At 70.1% G+C, this 18,220-nt stretch carries 18 protein-coding genes; 8 read left to right on the top strand and 10 right to left on the bottom strand.

Annotated features, from left to right (window positions below; genetic code table 11):
• The 3 genes from VM889_04035 to VM889_04025 form a co-directional block, all read right to left on the bottom strand.
• Positions 1 to 1,701: ATP-binding protein (locus VM889_04035; protein HVL47707.1), on the bottom strand; the 1,701-nt coding region annotated here is incomplete at its 3' end.
• Between the two features lie 46 nt (positions 1,702 to 1,747).
• Positions 1,748 to 2,548, bottom strand: a complete 801-nt coding sequence (locus VM889_04030; GenBank protein ID HVL47706.1) for an ABC transporter permease — start codon at positions 2,546 to 2,548, stop codon at positions 1,748 to 1,750.
• Positions 2,545 to 3,507, bottom strand: coding sequence for an ATP-binding cassette domain-containing protein (locus tag VM889_04025; protein ID HVL47705.1), 963 nt, complete (start codon positions 3,505 to 3,507; stop codon positions 2,545 to 2,547). The genes VM889_04030 and VM889_04025 overlap by 4 nt, the downstream gene beginning before the upstream one ends.
• Before the next feature lie 89 nt (positions 3,508 to 3,596).
• Here VM889_04025 and VM889_04020 point away from each other — a divergent pair, with 89 nt between their 5' ends.
• A complete protein-coding gene (locus VM889_04020) occupies positions 3,597 to 4,499 on the top strand; it encodes an Mrp/NBP35 family ATP-binding protein (protein HVL47704.1) in 903 nt (300 codons plus the stop codon).
• Between the two features lie 584 nt (positions 4,500 to 5,083).
• Here the strand turns inward: VM889_04020 and VM889_04015 are convergent.
• Positions 5,084 to 6,208: an alanine--glyoxylate aminotransferase family protein gene (locus VM889_04015; protein HVL47703.1), complete on the bottom strand. Its 1,125-nt coding sequence runs from the start codon at positions 6,206 to 6,208 to the stop codon at positions 5,084 to 5,086.
• 102 nt (positions 6,209 to 6,310) lie between these two features.
• On the opposite strand from VM889_04015, the gene VM889_04010 reads away from it, so the two are divergent.
• Positions 6,311 to 7,327: a hypothetical protein gene (locus VM889_04010; GenBank protein HVL47702.1), complete on the top strand. Its 1,017-nt coding sequence runs from the start codon at positions 6,311 to 6,313 to the stop codon at positions 7,325 to 7,327.
• 95 nt (positions 7,328 to 7,422) lie between these two features.
• Entirely contained in the window at positions 7,423 to 8,325 is a 903-nt protein-coding gene (locus VM889_04005; protein HVL47701.1) for a hypothetical protein, read from the top strand.
• A gap of 1 nt (position 8,326) precedes the next feature.
• On the opposite strand, the gene VM889_04000 is transcribed toward VM889_04005, so the two are convergent.
• The 4 genes from VM889_04000 to VM889_03985 form a co-directional block, all read right to left on the bottom strand.
• Positions 8,327 to 9,589 (bottom strand): alkaline phosphatase family protein, encoded by a 1,263-nt coding sequence (locus VM889_04000; protein HVL47700.1) that lies wholly within the window; start codon positions 9,587 to 9,589, stop codon positions 8,327 to 8,329.
• A gap of 261 nt (positions 9,590 to 9,850) precedes the next feature.
• Complete coding sequence (locus tag VM889_03995; GenBank protein HVL47699.1) at positions 9,851 to 11,020, bottom strand: iron-containing alcohol dehydrogenase; 1,170 nt, start codon at positions 11,018 to 11,020, stop codon at positions 9,851 to 9,853.
• Positions 11,020 to 12,051 carry a proton-conducting membrane transporter gene (locus VM889_03990; protein ID HVL47698.1) on the bottom strand — a complete coding sequence of 344 codons (1,032 nt, stop codon included), beginning with the start codon at positions 12,049 to 12,051 and terminating at the stop codon, positions 11,020 to 11,022. The genes VM889_03995 and VM889_03990 overlap by 1 nt, the downstream gene beginning before the upstream one ends.
• 46 nt (positions 12,052 to 12,097) lie before the next feature.
• Positions 12,098 to 12,526, bottom strand: a complete 429-nt coding sequence (locus tag VM889_03985; GenBank protein HVL47697.1) for a DUF2721 domain-containing protein — start codon at positions 12,524 to 12,526, stop codon at positions 12,098 to 12,100.
• An 86-nt stretch (positions 12,527 to 12,612) separates the two neighbouring features.
• Here VM889_03985 and VM889_03980 point away from each other — a divergent pair, with 86 nt between their 5' ends.
• Positions 12,613 to 12,801 carry a hypothetical protein gene (locus tag VM889_03980; GenBank protein ID HVL47696.1) on the top strand — a complete coding sequence of 63 codons (189 nt, stop codon included), beginning with the start codon at positions 12,613 to 12,615 and terminating at the stop codon, positions 12,799 to 12,801.
• 42 nt (positions 12,802 to 12,843) lie between these two features.
• Here the strand turns inward: VM889_03980 and VM889_03975 are convergent, their stop codons facing one another.
• Positions 12,844 to 13,410 carry a PGF-CTERM sorting domain-containing protein gene (locus VM889_03975; GenBank protein ID HVL47695.1) on the bottom strand — a complete coding sequence of 189 codons (567 nt, stop codon included), beginning with the start codon at positions 13,408 to 13,410 and terminating at the stop codon, positions 12,844 to 12,846.
• A 149-nt stretch (positions 13,411 to 13,559) separates the two neighbouring features.
• Here VM889_03975 and VM889_03970 point away from each other — a divergent pair, with 149 nt between their 5' ends.
• From VM889_03970 to VM889_03955, 4 genes are read left to right on the top strand one after another with little or no spacing between them, the layout of a single operon-like run.
• Entirely contained in the window at positions 13,560 to 15,080 is a 1,521-nt protein-coding gene (locus tag VM889_03970; protein HVL47694.1) for a hypothetical protein, read from the top strand.
• A 37-nt stretch (positions 15,081 to 15,117) separates the two neighbouring features.
• On the top strand, positions 15,118 to 15,780 hold the full coding sequence (locus VM889_03965; protein ID HVL47693.1) for a hypothetical protein: 663 nt from the start codon (positions 15,118 to 15,120) through the stop codon (positions 15,778 to 15,780).
• Positions 15,781 to 15,805: 25 nt separating this feature from the next.
• Positions 15,806 to 16,114 carry a hypothetical protein gene (locus VM889_03960; protein ID HVL47692.1) on the top strand — a complete coding sequence of 103 codons (309 nt, stop codon included), beginning with the start codon at positions 15,806 to 15,808 and terminating at the stop codon, positions 16,112 to 16,114.
• Between the two features lies 1 nt (position 16,115).
• Positions 16,116 to 16,646, top strand: a complete 531-nt coding sequence (locus tag VM889_03955) for an ArsR family transcriptional regulator (GenBank protein HVL47691.1) — start codon at positions 16,116 to 16,118, stop codon at positions 16,644 to 16,646.
• Here VM889_03955 and VM889_03950 read toward each other — a convergent pair.
• Positions 16,643 to 18,205 carry a hypothetical protein gene (locus tag VM889_03950; protein ID HVL47690.1) on the bottom strand — a complete coding sequence of 521 codons (1,563 nt, stop codon included), beginning with the start codon at positions 18,203 to 18,205 and terminating at the stop codon, positions 16,643 to 16,645. The genes VM889_03955 and VM889_03950 overlap by 4 nt on opposite strands.
• Positions 18,206 to 18,220 lie beyond the last annotated feature (15 nt).

Here is an 18,220-nt window from a genome sequence, read left to right as displayed (position 1 = left end):
AGGTTCGCGTCGGCGCGCCTCGGGGCCGGGCGCGGCGGGCGGGAGGGGCGCGACCTCGAAGGGGATCTCATCCTCGTCCCCGTCGTGCGAGGCGAGGGTCGATTGCACGCGCTCGGGCGGCGCCTCGACGGGCACGGGCGTCGGCGCCTCGGCCTCGGCGCCTTCGGCCCTCGTCGCGGGCTTCTCCTCGGGCTCCTCGTCGACGGCTTCGTGACCCGGCTCCTCCATCGCGGCCATGACGTCGACGCTCGCGCCGCCGTGGCTCGTCTCGCGCGGCCGGATCTCGACGAGCACGGGCATCGCGATGCGCGGGTGGGAGACGATCGCGACGCCGACGGGGATCCGCTGGATCTCCTCGGCGGTGTCGCTCGTGAGGCCTTCAACCGACCCGACGATGGCCTTGATGTCGTTGGGATTCGTGACCTTGAGGATGAGCTGCGTGTTGCACTGCGAAAGCACGTTCTTGTCGACTTTCGCGGGGCGCTGCGACACGACGGTGAGGCCCATGCCGAACTTGCGGCCTTCGCTCGCGACGGTGCGGAGCACGTCCGACGAGAGCGCGCTGTGGATGCCGCGCTCGGGGCAGAAGTTGTGCGCCTCCTCGACGACGAGCATGAAGGGCGGAACCTTTCCGGCCTTCCTCGCCTCGAAGAGCTTCTTCGCGATGGAGGCGACGATGACCTCCTGCAGATCGGGCGAGACGCCCTTCAGGTTGAGGATGCTGACCTTTCCGCGCTTCACGAGGCTCACGACGGGCGTGCCCTTCTCCGCGAAGATGCCGAGCGACATGAGGAACTCGATGGCCGTCACGAGGTTCCACTTCGTGTTCGACTGCTCGTCCTTCACGCGGCGGAGCACGTCCTCGAGCGTGTAGTCCTTCCCCTCGTCGGCGAGGTGCCGGACCGCGGCGTGCAGCATCCCGACCTGGCTCGACGAGAGCTTCGAGCCGAGGGTGTCGATGAGGTCGCGCGCGTCCATGTTCGTTCCGTCGAGCCTGAGCGGCACCGCGTCCGGATTGACCTTGGTGTCCGGCGAATACTCGACGATGTGCTCGGCATAGCCGCGCGGCTTCACGCCGAAACGGCGCATGAGCCCCGCGTCCTCCTTGGCCTGGTTGGGCGCGCAGAGCGAGCCGTGCTCGCCGTGCGGGTCGATGACGACGATGGGCACGCCCCGCTTGATCAGCTCCTCCATGAGGACGCCCACGCAGTACGACTTGCCCGATCCCGTCTTCGCGAGGATGGAGACGTGCTTCTGCACGAGCGTGTTGATGTCGAGCGCGACGGGCAGCTCGTAGCCCTTGATGAAGCCGAGGAAGGCGCCTTCCGCGCCCGTGAGGCCGAAAACGCGCGCGATGAGCGCGTCGTCCGCGCGGAGCACCAGCTGACCGGCTTTGAGCGGCGTGCGCGGCGATTGGAGGAGGCCGCGAGAGTCCCGGTATCCGACGACCTTCACGCTCGCGGTCAGGTGGTCGCGCACCTCGGAGTCGACGCCGTAGGAGACCTTCGTCGCCTGGTCGAACGACATCGACGTCTCGCGCGAGATCTCCATGACCTGCGCGAGGATGACGCCGTCGGTCTCGTGGCCGACCTTGACGTAATCGAGGCGGCGGAGCGTGGGGTCGCTCACGGCCATCTTGAACTCGGTCGTGCCGACGTTGCCGAAGATGGCGCCGACGCGATCGTTGTCGTTGTACGGCATCCCTGCGAATCACGCCCGGGGCCTCATATGAAGGTTGGGTTCCCGCTCACGCGTCCATGCGGCCGAGGGCCCAGGTGGCGGCCGTGACGGTGACGGCCCCGAACCCGACAACCGCGAGCGCGGCCGCAGGGACGGCGGGAAGCGGCAGGCCGGGGAGCGTCGCGACGGCCGGCGCGGCCCATCCGTCGAGGAGGAGGGCGCGGATGCCCTCGATGACGTACGTCACGGGATTGAGGACGACGATGTCGCGAAAACCGTCCGGCAGGAGCCCGAGCGGCATGCTCCCCGTCGTGAGGTAGAGCAGCGGCAGGAACAGGATCGTCATCCCCTCCGTCGCCTCGGGGCTGCGCGTCGTGAGGGCGATGAAAGAACCGATCGAGGCCCACGCGACGGCGAGGCCCGCCGCGAGGAGGAGCACCGCCGCGACGCCCGGGAGGCCGGTCACGAACCGCATGCCGAACGCGTAGCCGATCGCGAGCACGAGCGCCACCTGGACCATGCACCGCGCCGCGACGGCGAGGAGCCTGCCCAGGAGGATGGCGAGCCGCGGGATGGGGAGCGCGAGAAGCTTGTCGAGGTAGCCGTTCTTCACCTCGAGGACGAGCGCGTAGCCGACGCCGTTTGCGCTCGTGAACACCGCGAAGACGATGACGAGCGGAAGGAAGAACAGCGCGTAGTCGCCCGTCGGGAAGCCTGGAATGCGCGCGACCGAGGCGTAGGTGACGCTTGTCACCGCGAAGAAGAAAAGCGGGATGAGGAGCGCGACGACGAAATCCGCGGGCACGCGCGGATACTGGCGGACGGAGCGCGCCGCGAGCGCCCAGGTCGCGGAGGCGAGGCCCGTCACGCGGGCGCCTCCCCGGCGTCGCGCAGGCCCCGCCCGGTCGTGGTGATGAAGAGGTCGTCGAGCGTCGGGTCCGCCACCGTCGTCGCGGAGACCTTCGCGCCCGCCCTTTCCGCCGCCGCCCTCAGGGCGTCGCCGTCCTCGGCCTCTTGATCGAGATGGATCGCGAGCCCCTCGGGCGTCGCGAGGACGCGCTTCACGCCGGGCCGCTTCGCGAGGTCCGCCGCGACGCGCGCCGTCAAGGCCTCGTCCGCGTCGAAGGCGAGCGTCACGACGCTCGAGGCGACCTGCGCCTTGAGGGACGCGGGCGAGCCCTCCGCCACGATCTCGCCGCGGTCGACCACCGCGAGCCGCATCGCGAGGCGCTCGGCCTCCTCCATGTAGTGCGTCGTGAGGAAGATCGTGGTGCCGTCCTCCCGGTTGAGCCGCCGCACGATCGTCCAGAGCTGCGATCGCGCCGCGGGGTCGAGGCCCACGGTCGGCTCGTCGAGGAAAAGGACCTTCGGCCGGTGCAGGAGCGCCGAGGCGAGGTCGAGCTTGCGGCGCATGCCGCCCGAGTAGCCGCCAACGCGGCGGTCCGCCGCCTCGACGAGGTCGAACCGCCCGAGCAGCTCCTCCGCGCGCCGCAACGACTCGGCCTTCGGGAGACCCTGCAGCCGACCATGCAGCGCGAGCAGCTCCCGCCCCGTCGCGAGGTCGTCGAGCCCCGCCTCCTGGAGGGCAAGCCCCATGACGCGCCGGACCGCCCGCGGATCCCGCGCCGGGTCGTGGCCCGCGATGCGCACCTCGCCGCCGTCGGGGCGCAGGAGCGTGGTGAGCATCCGGATCGTCGTGGTCTTCCCCGCGCCGTTCGGCCCCAGCAGGCCGAAGATCTCGCCCTCGGCCACCTCGAGCGACACGCCGCGGACCGCTTCCACGTCGCCGAAACGCTTGCGCAGCCCGCGCGCCACGATGGCCGACATCGGGCCGGGAAACGGTCCGGTCAAGCATCAACGCGCGCCCGTCCGGCGACAGGTTCAAAGCCGGGGGGCCGCTTGCGACGCGCGGTACGATGTCCGCCCTGCCCACGAAGCCCGCGAGCGCCCCCGGGGGCATGCCCGTCCAGACGCCGCAGCAGCAGATGCAGCAGGCGCTCCAGGCCGCGAAGATGCAGGAAGCCATGAAGCTCCGCATGGCCATCGCCGAGAACCTGCGCCACATCAAGCGCAAGTACATCGTGATGAGCGGCAAGGGAGGCGTCGGCAAGAGCACCGTCGCGGTCAACCTCGCGGCGGCCCTTGCGAAGGAGGGGAAGAAGGTCGGCCTCCTCGACCTCGACCTCACGAACCCCAACGTGCCCCTCATGCTCAACCTCGAGGACGCGAAGCCCGGCGGCCAGGCGGACCAGATCATCCCCGTCGCGCTCGGCGACAACCTGCTCGTGATGAGCACCGAATTCTTCCTCAAGGGCCGCGACGCGCCGATCATCTGGCGCGGCCCGATCAAGATGAACATGATCCAGCAGCTCCTCGGCAACGTCGCCTGGGGCGAGCTGGACTACCTCATCATCGACCTCCCGCCCGGCACGAGCGACGAGCCGCTCACGATCGCGCAGATGCTGCGCGACGCCGACGGCGTCATCCTCGTCACGACGCCGCAGAAGGTGAGCGTGCTCGACGTCCAGAAGAGCATCGGGTTCGCGCGCACGATGCACCTCAAGGTCGCGGGCGTCATCGAGAACATGGGCGCCTTCGCGTGCCCGCACTGCCACAAGACGACCGACATCTTCGGCAAGGGGGGCGGCGACGAGCTTTCGAGCGAGTACGGCGTGCCGCTCCTCGGAAAGATCCCCCTCGACCCCGCGGTCGTCCAGGCCGGCGAGAAGGGCATCCCGTTCGTGTGGCGCTACCCCGAGAGCGCGACGGCCGAGGCGTTCCGCGCGGCGATCGCGGAGATCCGCAAGAAAGAGGGATAAATAGCCAACAGGCCACGTGGACTGTCACGTGGTTGAGCCGCGCCGAAGCACGTGACAGTCCACCTGTCCCATGGTTTCGCGCGACCTCGGGACAACGCGCGTCAGCCGTGCGTCGCCCGACCCCGCATGCCCCCGTCACCAGGCCTTGTCCACGCGAAGCGCGCGTTGCCGGCGCGCGATGAATCTCGTTCGGATCGTCCCCAACCGACACCAACGGAGTGTGCTCGTCACCGGGCGGCCCGGAAAGCGAGCGCGTTTGCGGGGTCCAGGGGGCGCGAAGCGGCCCCCTGGCCCACTGCGTCGCACGGAAACCCGTAGCGAGCGCGAAGCGCGAGCGGGGGGTTTTCCGTGTGACGGCGTGTGCCCCGAGCCGTAGGCCGCAGCGACCGACGCGCGCGAGCGGGGCCCAGGGGCTGAGCCCCTGGTCTGGGGGGTCCAGGGGGCGCGAAGCGGCCCCCTGGCGCACGGAGTCGCACGGAAACCCGTAGCGAGCGCGAAGCGCGAGCGGGGGGTTTTCCGTGTGACGGAGTGTGCTCCGAGCCGTAGGCCGCAGCGAGCGTAGCGAGCGAAGGCCGAAGGCTCGGCTAGAAAACACCGCTCCAAGCGCCCTTCTTCACGCTCGCGCCCATCGCGGCGAGCGTCTTCTCGATCGCCATGAACGCGCCCGCGATCTCGACGTGGCTCACGGTGCCCATGTGGCCGATGCGGAAGATCTTGCCCTTGACCTCGTCCTGGCCGCCGCCGATGACGACGCCCATCTCCTTGAGGGCCTTGCGGAACTTCGAGTCGTCCACGCCCGCGGGGTAGCGGAACGCGGTGACGGTGTCGCTGCGGTAGCCGGCCTCGATGAAGAGCTCGAGGCCCATCGCTTCGCCGGCGGCGCGCGTGGCGTCGGCCTGGCTCTTGACCTTCGCGATGCGGTTCTCGAGGCCTTCGTGCTTGATGATGCGGAGGGCTTCGAGGAAGGCGAGGTGGAGGGGGATCGCGGGCGTGAAGGGCGTGTCGGCTTCCTTGCCCTTCGCGATCCAGCGCGGGAGGTTGAGGTAGTAGCCGGCGTCCTTGTGCATCTTCGCCTGGGCTTCCTGGCTCACGGCGAGGGCGACGAGGCCGCTCGGCGCCCCGAGGCACTTCTGGCTGCCGACGATCGCGACGTCGACGCCCCAGTCGGCGACCTTGACGTCCATGCCGCCGACGCTCGTGATGCAGTCCGCGACGACGAGGGCGCCGTGCTCCTTCGCGATCGCGGCGATGTCCTTGAGCGGCCACGTGAAGCCGACGCTGGACTCGTTGTGCGTGAGGAAGACGGCCTTCGGCTTCGTTTCCGCGATCGCCTTGCGGATGGTGTCGAGCGGGATGGGCACGCCGTAGCCCGGGGCCTTCACGACCTTCGTGTCCCCGTACATCTCGGCGAGCTTCGCGAAGCGGTTGCCGAACTTCCCGTTCTCGATCGCGACGGCCTTCTCGCCCTTCTTGAGGAGCGAGAGCGCGGCCGCGTCCATGCCGGCGGTGCCGGACCCGGTCATGAGGACCGTGTCGTGCTTCGGCGCCTGGAAGACCATCTTCAAGAGTTCATGGATCTCCTTGTTGACGGCGGTGAATTGCGCGTCGCGGTGGGCCATCGCCGGGCGGCTCATGGCGGCGAGGACGCGCGGGTGCATCTTCACGGGGCCCGCGAGCAGGAACGTGTTGTCCTCGATGTCGAAGGGCATGCGCGCTCATCCCGGGGTCGACCTTTAAGGATTGTCGTTCGCGGGCGGACGATACAGCATCGTCCCGAGAACGGTTATCCTTGACATGTCGTTTCCGAGGTCATGCGCCGGACCCTCGCCGTGCTCCTCGTGATCCCGCTCGCCTTCGCCGGATGCCTCGCGGCCGCGGAAGGGGATGCCGCCGACGGTTCGGCGCAACGGGAGGGCGCCATCGGACCGGCTTCGGGAGGCGACGCGCCGGCGAGCGCCGCCGCGCCCTCGATCGGGGGCGTCGTGGCGTACGAGCGCCGCTTCACGATGAGCGACGTGGACGGAACGGGTTGGAACCAGGTGCGGTTCCGCGTGGACGAACCGTCGAACCTCACCCTGCGGGAGCGCGGCTCCTACAAGTCCGAGGGCTCGCCGACGGGCTTTCAGTTCATGCTCGTGCGGGAGTCGAAAGGTAAGTTCGGCGGGTCCGGCGGCGGCGGGGGCGGATCCTTCCGCGTCTTCAACGTCGACGAGCGCGTGGCGGGTCAGGACGTCCGCGTCGGCTGCTGCCCGGAGGGCGGTCGCGGGGGCAGCGGCGAATCTTCGGGCCACGAAAGGATCCTGTTCGATGCGGGCGAGATCATCTCGTTCGTCGTCGTCACGCGGAACGTGACCGAGCTGGACTTCAAGTTCCGCCTCGATGGGAACGGGACGCTCACGCTCCTCGGGGAGGAACGGGGGACGGGCAACCGTTACGCGGAGATCCCCCATGCGGCCCATGGCAACGCGACGTATCTGTCGGGGCCGGCCGGCCAGAACCTCGTTCTGCGCGCGGGGCCCGTCCGGCACGTGATCGAAGCATCGGGGCCGGGGATCTTCAATCTCGAGGCCGTCGGGCGGCGCGACGCGAAGTCGTTCTCGTTCTCGCTCGCGCTTCCGAACGGCACGAAGGTCGAGGAGCGCGTGGGGCCGCGCGATGCCGCATTCGTGTCCGGGAGCCTCGTCGAAGGCGGGGCCTTCGTCATCGCCTTCACGCCCGGCAAGGACGGCGACACGTGGGACTTCCCCCCGCTCAAGTTCAGGTTCGTCCCCATCAAGACGGAGACGCCGTCGCTCCGGCGCGATGTCTACCGGGATGAGCCCTGGTGACGTCGCGGGCGGGCCGCGATCGCCTTCCCGCCCCCGCTCGGGTTTAGTCGTATTCAACCGGTGAACTATAAGCGGGCCCCAGGGCATCCGCCCGCATGCGCGGGCTCCCCGTCGTGCTCCTCGCCCTCGTCCTCGCGTTCTCCGGTTGCCTCGGCGCCGTGGCGATGAACCCGATCGAGAGCGCTTCGGACGAGCCGTCGAAGACATTCGCTTACCGGTATCGCATCAACACGTCGAGCGCGGCGCCGCGGACGGGCTTCCACGAGATGCGTTTCGTCGCGACCGAACCCTCGGAGTTGACGGTCACCGCGACGAAGTCCGACACGACGGGCGGCGGGTCGAGTGGGACGGTTTTCTTCCTCATCCGCTCCGACGCGGCGTGGCCCGACGTCTTCGCGGGCGGCGGCGGCTTCACGGTCGACCACGCCCGCGTGCGCGAGCGCGTGGGCCCGGCCGACGTGAACGTGGGCTGCTGTCCGATCCCGGTGGGCGGCCGCGGGAACGGGACGATTGCGTCCGACTACGTTCTCGCCGCGGGCGAGAGCGTCTCGCTCTTCATGGTGGTCCGCAACGTCACGAAGTTCGGCGTCGTCGTCGAGGCCGCGGGTCGGGGCGCGATCGAGGTCGTTGAGCAGAAGGGCGCGGGCGCGAAGTTTGCCGACATTCCGATCGGCGAGCACGGCAATGCCACCTACGTGCGGACGCTCGGCGACCCTGTCGTCCTTCGGGCGGGCCCCGTGACGTACGTGGCGGACGTCACGGAACCCGGCGTTTTCAGTTTCGCTGCCCAGCGGCCCCCCGATGCCGCGCCGTTCACCGTGTCGCTCGCGTTGCCGAACGGCACCACGTACGACTTCGAGGTCGGAGCCAGACCGTTCATGGTCTCGTTGTGGGGCCGGACGGATCCCGGGCGGTTCACGATCACCTACACGCCGAAGGATCCAGAGCCCTCGAGCTTCCCCGTCGTGCGGTGGATGTTCGTCCCGGCCATGGCCTGATTCAGCCCATCCGCGCCGCGAGCACCGGCACGAGCATCTCTTCGGGAGACACGCCGCCGTGATTGCCGGCGAGCGGCCGCGGCCCGGCATCGGGGGCGTAGTGGTAATCGAACTTGTGGTCGTCGCGCGCGACGAGGAGGAATTCGCCTGCGCGCCGCTCGAACTCGGGGTGGCGTTTGCCGGGTCCGAAGCGGCCATCGTTCGCCGCGCGCTCGACCGGCACGAGCGTGGCCTGCTTCGCGAGGCGCCTGCGCACGTAGTCCACGACCGCGCGTCGGCGCCCGTCGCGCACGTGCAGGTAGCTCATGCGGCCCTCTCCCGAGGGCGGCACGGCAAGATTCTCGAGGAGGCCCGGGTGCTCGTTGAGGCGCACGCGACGGTCGGGCGGGATCGTGATGTGCCCGTGGTCGGCGGTCACGACGAGGAGCGTCTTGGGGTCGCGGATCCGATCGAAGAATTCGCGCCCGAGCGCGAAGTCGAAGGCGGCGACTTCCGCGGCGTGCTCGTCGCTCGTTTCGCCGTATTCGTGGGCCACGGTGTCGACAAGGTCCCAGTACAGTCGCAGGAGCGCGGGACGGCCCTCGAGCCGCTCGAGATGACGCCGCGCCTTGACGAAAAGGTCGCCTTGCCCCTGGTAGCCGTCGAGGAGCGCGCCGCGATAGATGAGGCGACCGAGCGGCGAGCGCGTGTATTCGTCGCGTGTCACGACGCAGGCTTCGGCGCCGGCGCGCGCGGCCTTCTCGAAGATGGTCGGGAAGGGCAGCATGGCCTCGAGATCGAAGCCCCGGTCCTCGAGGCGACCCCCGAGGATGCCCATGAAGCGGATCATGTTGGCCGTGATGCCGGGCCGCGGCAGCCACATGCGGTATCCGAGGAGACCGTGCCGGACCGGCGATTCCCCGGTGCTGAGCGTCGCGAGGGCGGTGACGGTCGTGCTCGGGAGCACGCTCGTCGCGGGGGCGAGGTGACCGCGGTCGGCGAGCGCGCGGAGGTTCGGCGCGCCCCCCGAATCCATCGCGCGGAGGAGCTGCCTCCACCCGAGGCCGTCGACGACGAGGGCCACCACGCGCTCCACGCCCGCAAGGAGGGCGGGCGGGAGGACGTCGGGCGCAAGCGGAGGAAGCGTCGCGCGCGCGTTGAAGGGACGCAGGACCGAGGCGGGCAGGTTCGCGATGCCGTAGCCGTCGTAGCGGGGCGCGACCCCCCCGGCGAACCGGGCGGCGAGGAGCTTGCGCTCGACGGGATGGCGCGCGGCCGGGACCACGTGGGGCCTAGGTCCCGACGGCGCTTGAACGCGCCGGGTTCGGAAGGCGGGAGGGCCTGCCACTCCGGCCGGGGGCCGAAACCTCGGGTCGGGGTCGACGGGGGCGTCCCGTCCCCTCGGATCAACCATTGGATGACATTCGTTATCACCCCTCAAGGGATTGGGCCCTTCGGGAGAGGGGCGGTCCGGGCCGGACCGGGGGTATGTATCCGGCCCGGACCTCCGTCATGTTCTGCCCCCACGGGGGGGCTTTCCTTCGGCTCAGCGCGCGCTCGCCCGGACCTCGGGCGGGGCTCCCGACACGGCCGCGACGACGATGTCCACGAGCCGCTCCTCCGTCATGACCGTCGGATGGAGGTCGAGAAGCGGGCTTTCGAGGATCGCCCCGATGGACGTGTAGACCACGTCCTCCTCGAGCCCGAGGGCGCTCAGCGACAGGGGGGCGCCCGCGCGGCGGGCGACCTCGGCGAGGGCTTCCGGGATCCTTCCCGGCTCGCTCCCGCCGAGCGTTTCCGCGAGCCTGCGAGCTTTCGACCTCCGCTCGGCGACGTCGAGCGCGACGACGTGCGGCAGGAGCGCGCCGTTGATCGCGCCGTGCGGCAGGTCGTACTGCGCGGTGAGCGAGAGCGCGATCGCGTCCGCGACGCCGAGGCCAGCGCTGTTGTACGCGATGCCCGCGAGCTGCTCGGCCATCGCGAGCGCGCCGCGGGCCTTTGGGTCGTTGCCGTCGGCGACGGCGCGAGGCAAGTGCTCCGCGACGAGCGCGACGGCGTCGAGCGCGAGCGCGTCCGTGAGCGGCGCGGCGTTGCGGCTGAAGTAGGCCTCGATGGCGTGGGTGAGGAGGTTCATGCCCGCCGCCGCCGTGACCTCCGGAGGGGACGTGACGTGCGTGCCCGGATCGTTGATGGCGACGCGCGGCGTGATGCGCTCGTCCCGGATCATCGCGGGTCGGCCCTTCTCGCGATCGACGACGAACAGGAGTCGGCTCAGCTCGGAACCGGATCCCGCCGTGGTGTTGAGCGCGACGTGGACCGGCGTGTCGACGCGGAGCCGATCCACGCCTTCGTGGTCGGACAACGCCCCGCCGTGGGTGGCGAGAACGCCCGCCGCCTTCGCGAGGTCGTGCGCGCTTCCGCCTCCGATCGAGACGAGCGCGTCCGCGCCCATCGAGCGGAAGGCTTCGGCGACGTCGCGCGCCCTCGCGTCGTCGGGGGGGCCATGGGCCCGCGCGGAGAGCTCCGTCTCGACGCCCGCGCCCCCGAGCGCCGCGAGCGCGTCCTTCACGATCCAGGATCCCTCGAGGCCGTGCGTCGTGACGACGAGCGCGCGCGACGCGCCCACGCGCCGGACGTCCTTCCCCACGCCCTCGGCGGCCCCCCACCCGAGACGGCACGTCGCGGGCATCACGAAGCGCGGGAGCGCGGGCTCCATCAGGGAACCTCCCGGTCGGGCGCCTCGAGGTCGACGTGACCGGCGTCGATGCCGACGACCACGCCGGTGATGGAGGCGTGGACCGGGACGCCGAGCCGGTCGGGGGGCGGCTCCGCAATCACGTCGCCGACCATGACGCGCGCGCCGACGTCGACGACGGGAGCGGCCGGCGCCCCGAAGCGTCCGCCGAGAGGGATGCGGACGCGCGCGATGGAGCCCTCGACGTTTTCGATGTGGTCCGGCAATGCGGGTCCGTCGGTGCGGGGATAGGCTTTCGCGCGCGTCTTCAGCCGCTCCGGCGAGACGAGGAGGAGCCCGTTCGTCGTCTTGCGGATGCCGTAGGGTTCGCGCGTCCAGTCCGGAACCGGCTCGCAGAGGACGGGGCCGCCGTCGAACAGATGGAGCGAGGGATCGGGCTCGTCGAGGCCCGCAAGCGCGAGGAGGTCCGTCGCGAGCGCCCCCACGGGCGCCTCGAGCGCGAGGTGGGCTGGCGTCTCGCCGTAGACGGTGAGGAATTTCGTCGTGACCGGGCGTCCTTCGAAGAGCGCGCGGTACACGTTCCAGAGCGTCTCGTTGTTGTTGACCGTGACGCCGACGTCCGGAGGCTTCTCGGCTTTCGCGACGTCCCGGTCCAGAAGGACCTTGATCAACGCTTTCTCCTGCCCATATTTGTAGAGATTCGGAAAAGTGGCGACCTCGAAGGCGTCGGTGGCGGCGGCCAGGTCCTCGAGGGGCCCCATGAACGGGCGCGCCCCCTCCTCGACGCCCACGATGATGCGCTCGTACGCTTCGATGTCCTTGAGGAAGACGAAAAGGCGCGCGAATTCCCGCGCGCGGTCGCGGAAGAGGAGCTTGTCGCACACGTACCCGGGCTCGCTTTCGGCGCCATTCACGACGAGCAGCGGCGTGGGCTTGCCATATTTGACGTACGTGGGAAAACCGGCGCCCCCCGCGCCCACGATGCCGGCGGCGCGGATGGCTTCGCTCAGGAACGCATCGGTGCGGGGACGGGGGGCGAGCGCTTGCTCCATGGCCCTGCGTCGTCGTCCAACCGATACAAGGCCTCTGATCACGGCTTCAATCGGCGTCGGCCTCGCGCTCCACGTTGCGGACGGAGAGGATGGTGTCGTCGACGACGAACACGAGAGCCGCGGCGAACGAGAGGAGCGCGAGCGCGAAGGCGTAGGGGGCGTAGACGTCGACGGGCGCGCTCACGAGCGAGGAGCCGAGGAGCAGCAGGGCCGTAACCACCGTGAATGCGACCGCAAGGACGCCGAAGACGATGGCGTTGCGCATGATGCGGCCGCGGCGGATGTAAAGGGCCACCTGCGCCCGGTGCCATCCGGGGTCCGCTCCGGGAACAGAGGCCTCGACGCGCAGTTGCCGGAGCCGATCCGTCACGCGGAAGAGCCTCGCTTGGCTGAAGTTCAGGAAGACCGCGGTGCCCGAGATGAGGAAGACGGGCGCGAGCGTCGCCTGGATGAGGCTTGCCGGATCGATCGCCACGCAGGGCGAGACGCGGTCGAGAATCATAAGGTTCCCTGGCCCGGCGGTCGGGTTGCTGCGACGCTCGATCGGCGTCCGCGACGTTCATGGATCGGCGCGGCGAGATTGAGTCGATCGTCATGCCGTGGAGAAAGGACCGGCCATACGCGCCGGGCGAGCTGGAATTCCACCTGACCGGTCTGCGCGAGATGCGTGGCGAGCACGCGGCGCCGGACCTCGACATGGACAGGGTCCAGAAGAAGCTCGCGAAGCGCGAAGCAAAGCACCGGCAATAAGGAAAAGGAGGGCCGGCCCGCCGGCCGGCCCGGGTCGAGCGTTCAGCGGCGGCGCAGGGCGCGGACGGCCACGAGCGCGGCTCCGATCGCGGCGAGCGCGAAGACCGCACCGAAGCCCGGCGTGGGCGTCGGAGCGACCGTCTCGTCGGGGCCGCCCGTCTGGTTGCCGTTCGGGTCGCCGGTCTGGTTCATGGCGCCGTACTGGACCATTCCCTCCATGCCCATGAGCCGGAACGGATCGGACCAGTATTGGCCGGTCCCGGTCGCGTTCATCGGGACCGTCACGTTCATCGTCGCGTTCTTGCCCGCGGCCACCATCGGCGAGCTCACGTTGAGCGGCGCGCCGATCTTCAGGTTGTTCATCTGCGAGCCGTTGTTGTGGAACATGACGGTGTAGTTCTTCCCCGGCTCGAGCATCATGGTGGGGTTGCGCCCCGGCATGCCTTCGATCTCGAACCAGTACTCCGTTCCCTCGTCGTGTGCGGTCACCCGCAGGGTCTTGCCCATTCCCTCGCCCGCGTGCTCAGCGGCGAAGGCGCCGGGCAGGAGCGACGTCGCGATCGCGAGCGTCACGAACCCTGCGAGGAACGTTCGGATGTTGCGTGCCATTTGGGTTCACCTTGGGGGACCTACGGTGGAATCACCGCATGGCGAGCCGGTCGGTTTGAGGATTCTGGAGCAGACTCCCGAGCGCCCCCCCGCCTCCTTGACCGCTCCTGCTCCGAAGGCTTATCGGTGCCTCCGCCCGTCCGCGGCGCATGCGCCCGTCCGCCGGCCTGCTCCTCGCCGTCGCCGCCGCCCTCGCGGGCTGCGTCGCGGCCCCCGAAGCGCCCCGATCCCCGTCCCTCGAAGGCGATGCGGCGTGGGCGGCGCTCGCGGTTCCGTTCGGGGACGGCCATGACCACAAGTCGCGCGACCACCACGCGAACCTGTCGACGCCGAACTTCGAGGTCGTGGGCTGGAACCCGCTCATCAGCGAATCGCTGAAGCGCACCCCCGGAGGCCACTTCTGCGGGGACGCGCAGGACACGGCGAACGGTCGGCGCCTCGCGGCCGTCGAGCAGCGCAACCTCGGCGGCTTCGCGCTCGTCGACGTCACGAATCCGCTCGAGCCCGCGTGGCTCGGCGAGCTCGTGATGCGCAACACGCGCGTGTACGACCTCGCGGTCGTGCCCGACGGGAAGCACGTCGTCCTCGTCACGACGGAGCCGCGCGGAGCGCCCGCGCTCCCCCCTCTTCCGCTCGTCGGCGGCGCCGGGCCGGACCTCGCGTGGCGCCCGTGCGGAGCGCCTTCCTTCCGCGCGGTCGCGGGCGAGGACCTCATCCCGCGCCCTTCGAGCATCATCCTCGTCTCGATCGAGGATCCTGCGGACCCTCGCGTCATCGACCAGCGTCCCCTCGCGGCGGCGGGCCACTCGGTCATGAGCGCGGTCATCGACGGGCGCGTGTGGCTGCTCGTCGCGGCCCACGCCCAGGGTTACTATCATTACGAGTTCCACGAGATCGCCCCGACGCCCGCGGGAACGAAGCTCCGGCTCCTTTCGACGTGGGTCTCGGACGACCATGATGCGGGACGGCCCGTCCAGGAGGCGCTCGGCGGACACGACGGCTGGATCGCGAAGCACCCGGGCACGGGCGCGGTCCTCGCCTACGTCTCGACGTCGTACGGCTTCGCGATCCTCGATCTCAAGGATCCGCACCAGCCGAAGCGGGTCGGGTACTGGAGCGACTGGACGCCCGAACGCAGGGCCTACGCCGGACAGACGCATTCGCTGCTTCCGATGAGCGCGCTCTGGGACGGAAGACACTACACGCTCCTCGGGCCGGAGTTCGGTTCCCGTCCGGGTCCGAACCCCTCGGGAACCGTGTGGATGCTCGATACGACGGACCCTTCCAGGCCCACGCCTGTCGGCGCCTGGATCCTTCCCGTCGAGGTCGAGTGGACGGGGACCTACATGTTCTCGAACCATTACTTCAGCGTCCACAACCGGACCCTCTTCGCCTCGATGTACCACGGCGGCGTCTGGGCCGTGGATCTCGATGCCGGCACCAAGGGGTCCTTCGCGCTCCTTCCCTCCATCGGCGTTTTCGTCCCGGATCTCGTGTCGCCAGCCCCGCCCGACGCGAACGCGCGCTGGGCGCCGACCGTCGAGGATGTCATCGCGTTTGCCGACGGTACCATCGTGCTCTTCGACGGCACGAGCGGCCTCTACGCGGTGCGCTTCGACGCCTCGCGACCCATGCCCGCGCCCGATCCGTGGCCGATCGCGCCGCCGTGAGCGGCAGCCTCATGCGGCCGGCGCGCGCTCGCGGCGCGTGGACGGACGACGCGCGCTCCTTGCGGGCGCCACGGGCCTCGTGGGTTCGCGCATCCTTCGCATCCTCGAGGCCGATCCTCGCGTCGCCGCGATCGAAGTGCTCGCGCGGCGTCCGGTCGAGGGCGGCGCCAAGGTCGCCTCGCGCGCCGTCGACTTCGCGGCGCTCCCGCAGGCCGCGCCCGGCGGGCCCATCGATGACGTGTACGTCGCGCTCGGCACAACGATGGCCAAGGCCGGGTCCAGGGCGGCCTTCCGCGCGGTCGACTTCGAGGCCGTGGTCGCCGTCGCGAAGGTCGGTCTCGCCCGCGGCGCGACGCGCTGCGCGTTCGTCAGCTCCGTGGGAGCCGATCCTTCCTCGCGGGTCTTCTACAGCCGCGTGAAGGGCGAAGCGGAGGAGGCCCTCCGTCGCCTCGGCTTCGCATCGCTCCATCTCGTGCGCCCATCCCTCCTCCTGGGCGAGCGTGGCGAGCGACGGCGCGGCGAACGGGCGGGCATCGTCGTCGCGCGGCTCGCGGATCCCGTACTTCGCGGCCCGCTTGCAAGATTCCGCGCGATCCGGGCGGAGGATGTCGCGCGCGCGATGGTCCGCGCCGTCGCAACGGGCGTCCCGGGCGTGACCGTCCATGAAGGCGAAGCGCTGCGCGCGCTCGCTCAGGCTTAAGTCCCAAGATCCTCGTTCACGCCGCATGACGGGCATCGCCGAAGCGGTCGGCGCCGACCTCGCGCTCCTTTCCGCCGCGACCTCGGGGCTTGTCGCGGCCCTCGCGGGCGTCCTCGCGGTCGTAGCCTTCCGGGCGGCCGCGAGGCGCGCGAATCCCGCGCTGCGGTTCGTGGGGGCCGCGTTCGTCGTCTTCGTGGCGAAGAACGTGTTCAGCGGTTACAACGTCATGACGCACGCGGTCCGCCACGACGAGATCGAGCTCGCCCTCTCGGTGTTCGACCTCGCGATCCTCCTCCTTCTCGTGATGCCGCTCCTGCGCCGGAGGTCCGCCTGACGTGGCCGGTCGCGAGGATCCGGTCTCCACGCGCCAGCGTGTCTACGCGAGCGTGCGGCGATATCCCGGAATCCACGTGCGCGGCCTCGAGCGCGAGCTTCGCATCTCATCGGCGCTCGCGCAATACCATGTGCGCAAGCTCGACGAGGAAGGTTTCATCGAGGGCCGCGAGCAGGGCGGCTACGTCCGCTACTATCCGACCTCGAAAGGCAAGGCCGCGCGCGTCACCGAGAGGGACATCCCGCTCGTGGGCGTCCTTCGCGAGCAGGTGCCGCTCCACGTCGCGCTCCTCCTCCTCGACCGCGGCCCGCTCACGCACGCGGACCTCGCGCGCGAGCTGGGCGTCGCGAAGAGCACGACGAGCTACCACCTCGCGAAGCTCGCGGAGGCGGGCATCGTCGTGCGGGAGCCCGGAACGCCGCGCCTGACGCTCGCCGAGCGCGACCGGATCTACCGGCTGCTTCTCGCGTACCAGCCGACGCCCGATTTCCTCGACGCCTTCGCCGACCTCTGGAGCGACCTCTACGGTTAGCGCGGCCAGGCGGGCGCTCGCGGCGCGGGCATCGTCGCGTCGAAGCGCAGTTGGTAGATGCCGGATCCCGCGTCCCACACGGTGAGCGTCCCGTCGGGGGCGGCGATGACGTCGCCCACGGACGGTCCGGGCGCCTTGCCGCCGATGGGCTTAGGCGAAAGCCTGTCCGGCACGAAGATGCCGATGGCGCGCGGGTCGGACTGGTTCGTGATGTCGATCGCCCAGAGTCCGCCGTGGTAGTTCGCGACGAAGAGCGTCTCGTTCACGACCTCGACGTAATGCGGGCTGAACATGAGGCCGCCGCCCCACTTCGGCTTGATGGGGAGCGTCCAGCGGCCGACTTCGACAGGCTTCGCGGGGTCCGTCGTGTCGAGGATGTAGACCCATCCGCTTGGAAGCTCGACGGGCTCGCCGACCTCCTGGCCGACAAGGGTGTAGTGCCGGCCGTCGCGGAGTTGGGGCAGCGGCAGCGTCGTGTGCACTGCGCCCGCGCGGCCGTCGGCCCACATCCCGACGAGTTCGTGGACGACGCCGCCGATGGAGTAGACATAGAGCGCGTCCCAGTTTGCGAGGTACGCGTACACCTTGTTCGTCATCGGATGCTTCGCGACGGAGACGTCGACGTGGCCGTTCAGTTTCGTCGGACCCGGGTGGCCCGGAACCTGGATGAGGTGGACGGGGCGCAGCGTCCCGCCCGCCGTGTCCTCGACGTGGAAGAAGGTGTAGTAGCTCGCCTCGTGCACGAGGTTGGTGACGGAGGCCATGGCCCAAACCTTGCCGTCGACGAGCGCGCTCGAGACGCTGTGCGGACCGATGACGGGCTGCGGCTTGAAGTCGACGAGCTTCGGGTTCGTCGGGTCCGCGAGGCTCACGAGGATGATGCCGGGCGCAAGCGGGAGCGCCTTCTCGGGGCCCGCCTGACGGAGTTCGCCCGTGCACGCGTCGCGGAACATCGGGCGCACGATCCAGTCCCTGGGGCCGGCTTCGAGCGCGGCGAGCGCGTCGAGGTCGAGGGTCGGCGCCCGCGGCGTCCAGCCGGGCTTGAGCGCGGGCGGGTAGGCGCCGAGAAGCGCGTATTTCCCGTCCGCGCTGATGGTCGCGTCCCAGACATGCACGTTCATGAGCACGAATTCGCCGAGGTACTGCGGCGCGCTCGCGTTCGTGACGTCAGCCACGATGAACGCGACGTCGGTCGAGAAGCTGTGGACGACCGCGAGGCGGCGGCCTTCCGTCTGCGTCGCGGCGCCGCCGCAGCCCATGCCCCGGGCCGTCGTTCCGAGCTCCTTCGTGACGAGGGGATCGTACCCGACGACCTCAAAGTTGGGCGTCGAGAGGTTCGCGTGGTGCGCCGGGTTGCCGTGGTCGTGGCCCTCGCCCCACGGGATGGCCTTCTCCCACCAGCGGTCCGGGACGACGTCGGCGCCGCCCGTCGACGGGATCACGGGATCGGACGTGGAGGGGGCGACGCAGCCCGCAAGCGCGAGGACGGCGACGGCGACGAACGCGAAGGATCGGGCGGCGGGCATGCTCTCGGGGAGCGAGCGCCCCGGGGGCGTCATAACCCTTGCTGTGGC

The sequence above is a fragment of the Candidatus Thermoplasmatota archaeon genome (assembly GCA_035540375.1).
Classification (GTDB): domain Archaea; phylum Thermoplasmatota; class SW-10-69-26; order JACQPN01; family JAJPHT01; genus DATLGO01.
This window is presented reverse-complemented; position numbering and strand designations above follow the sequence as displayed.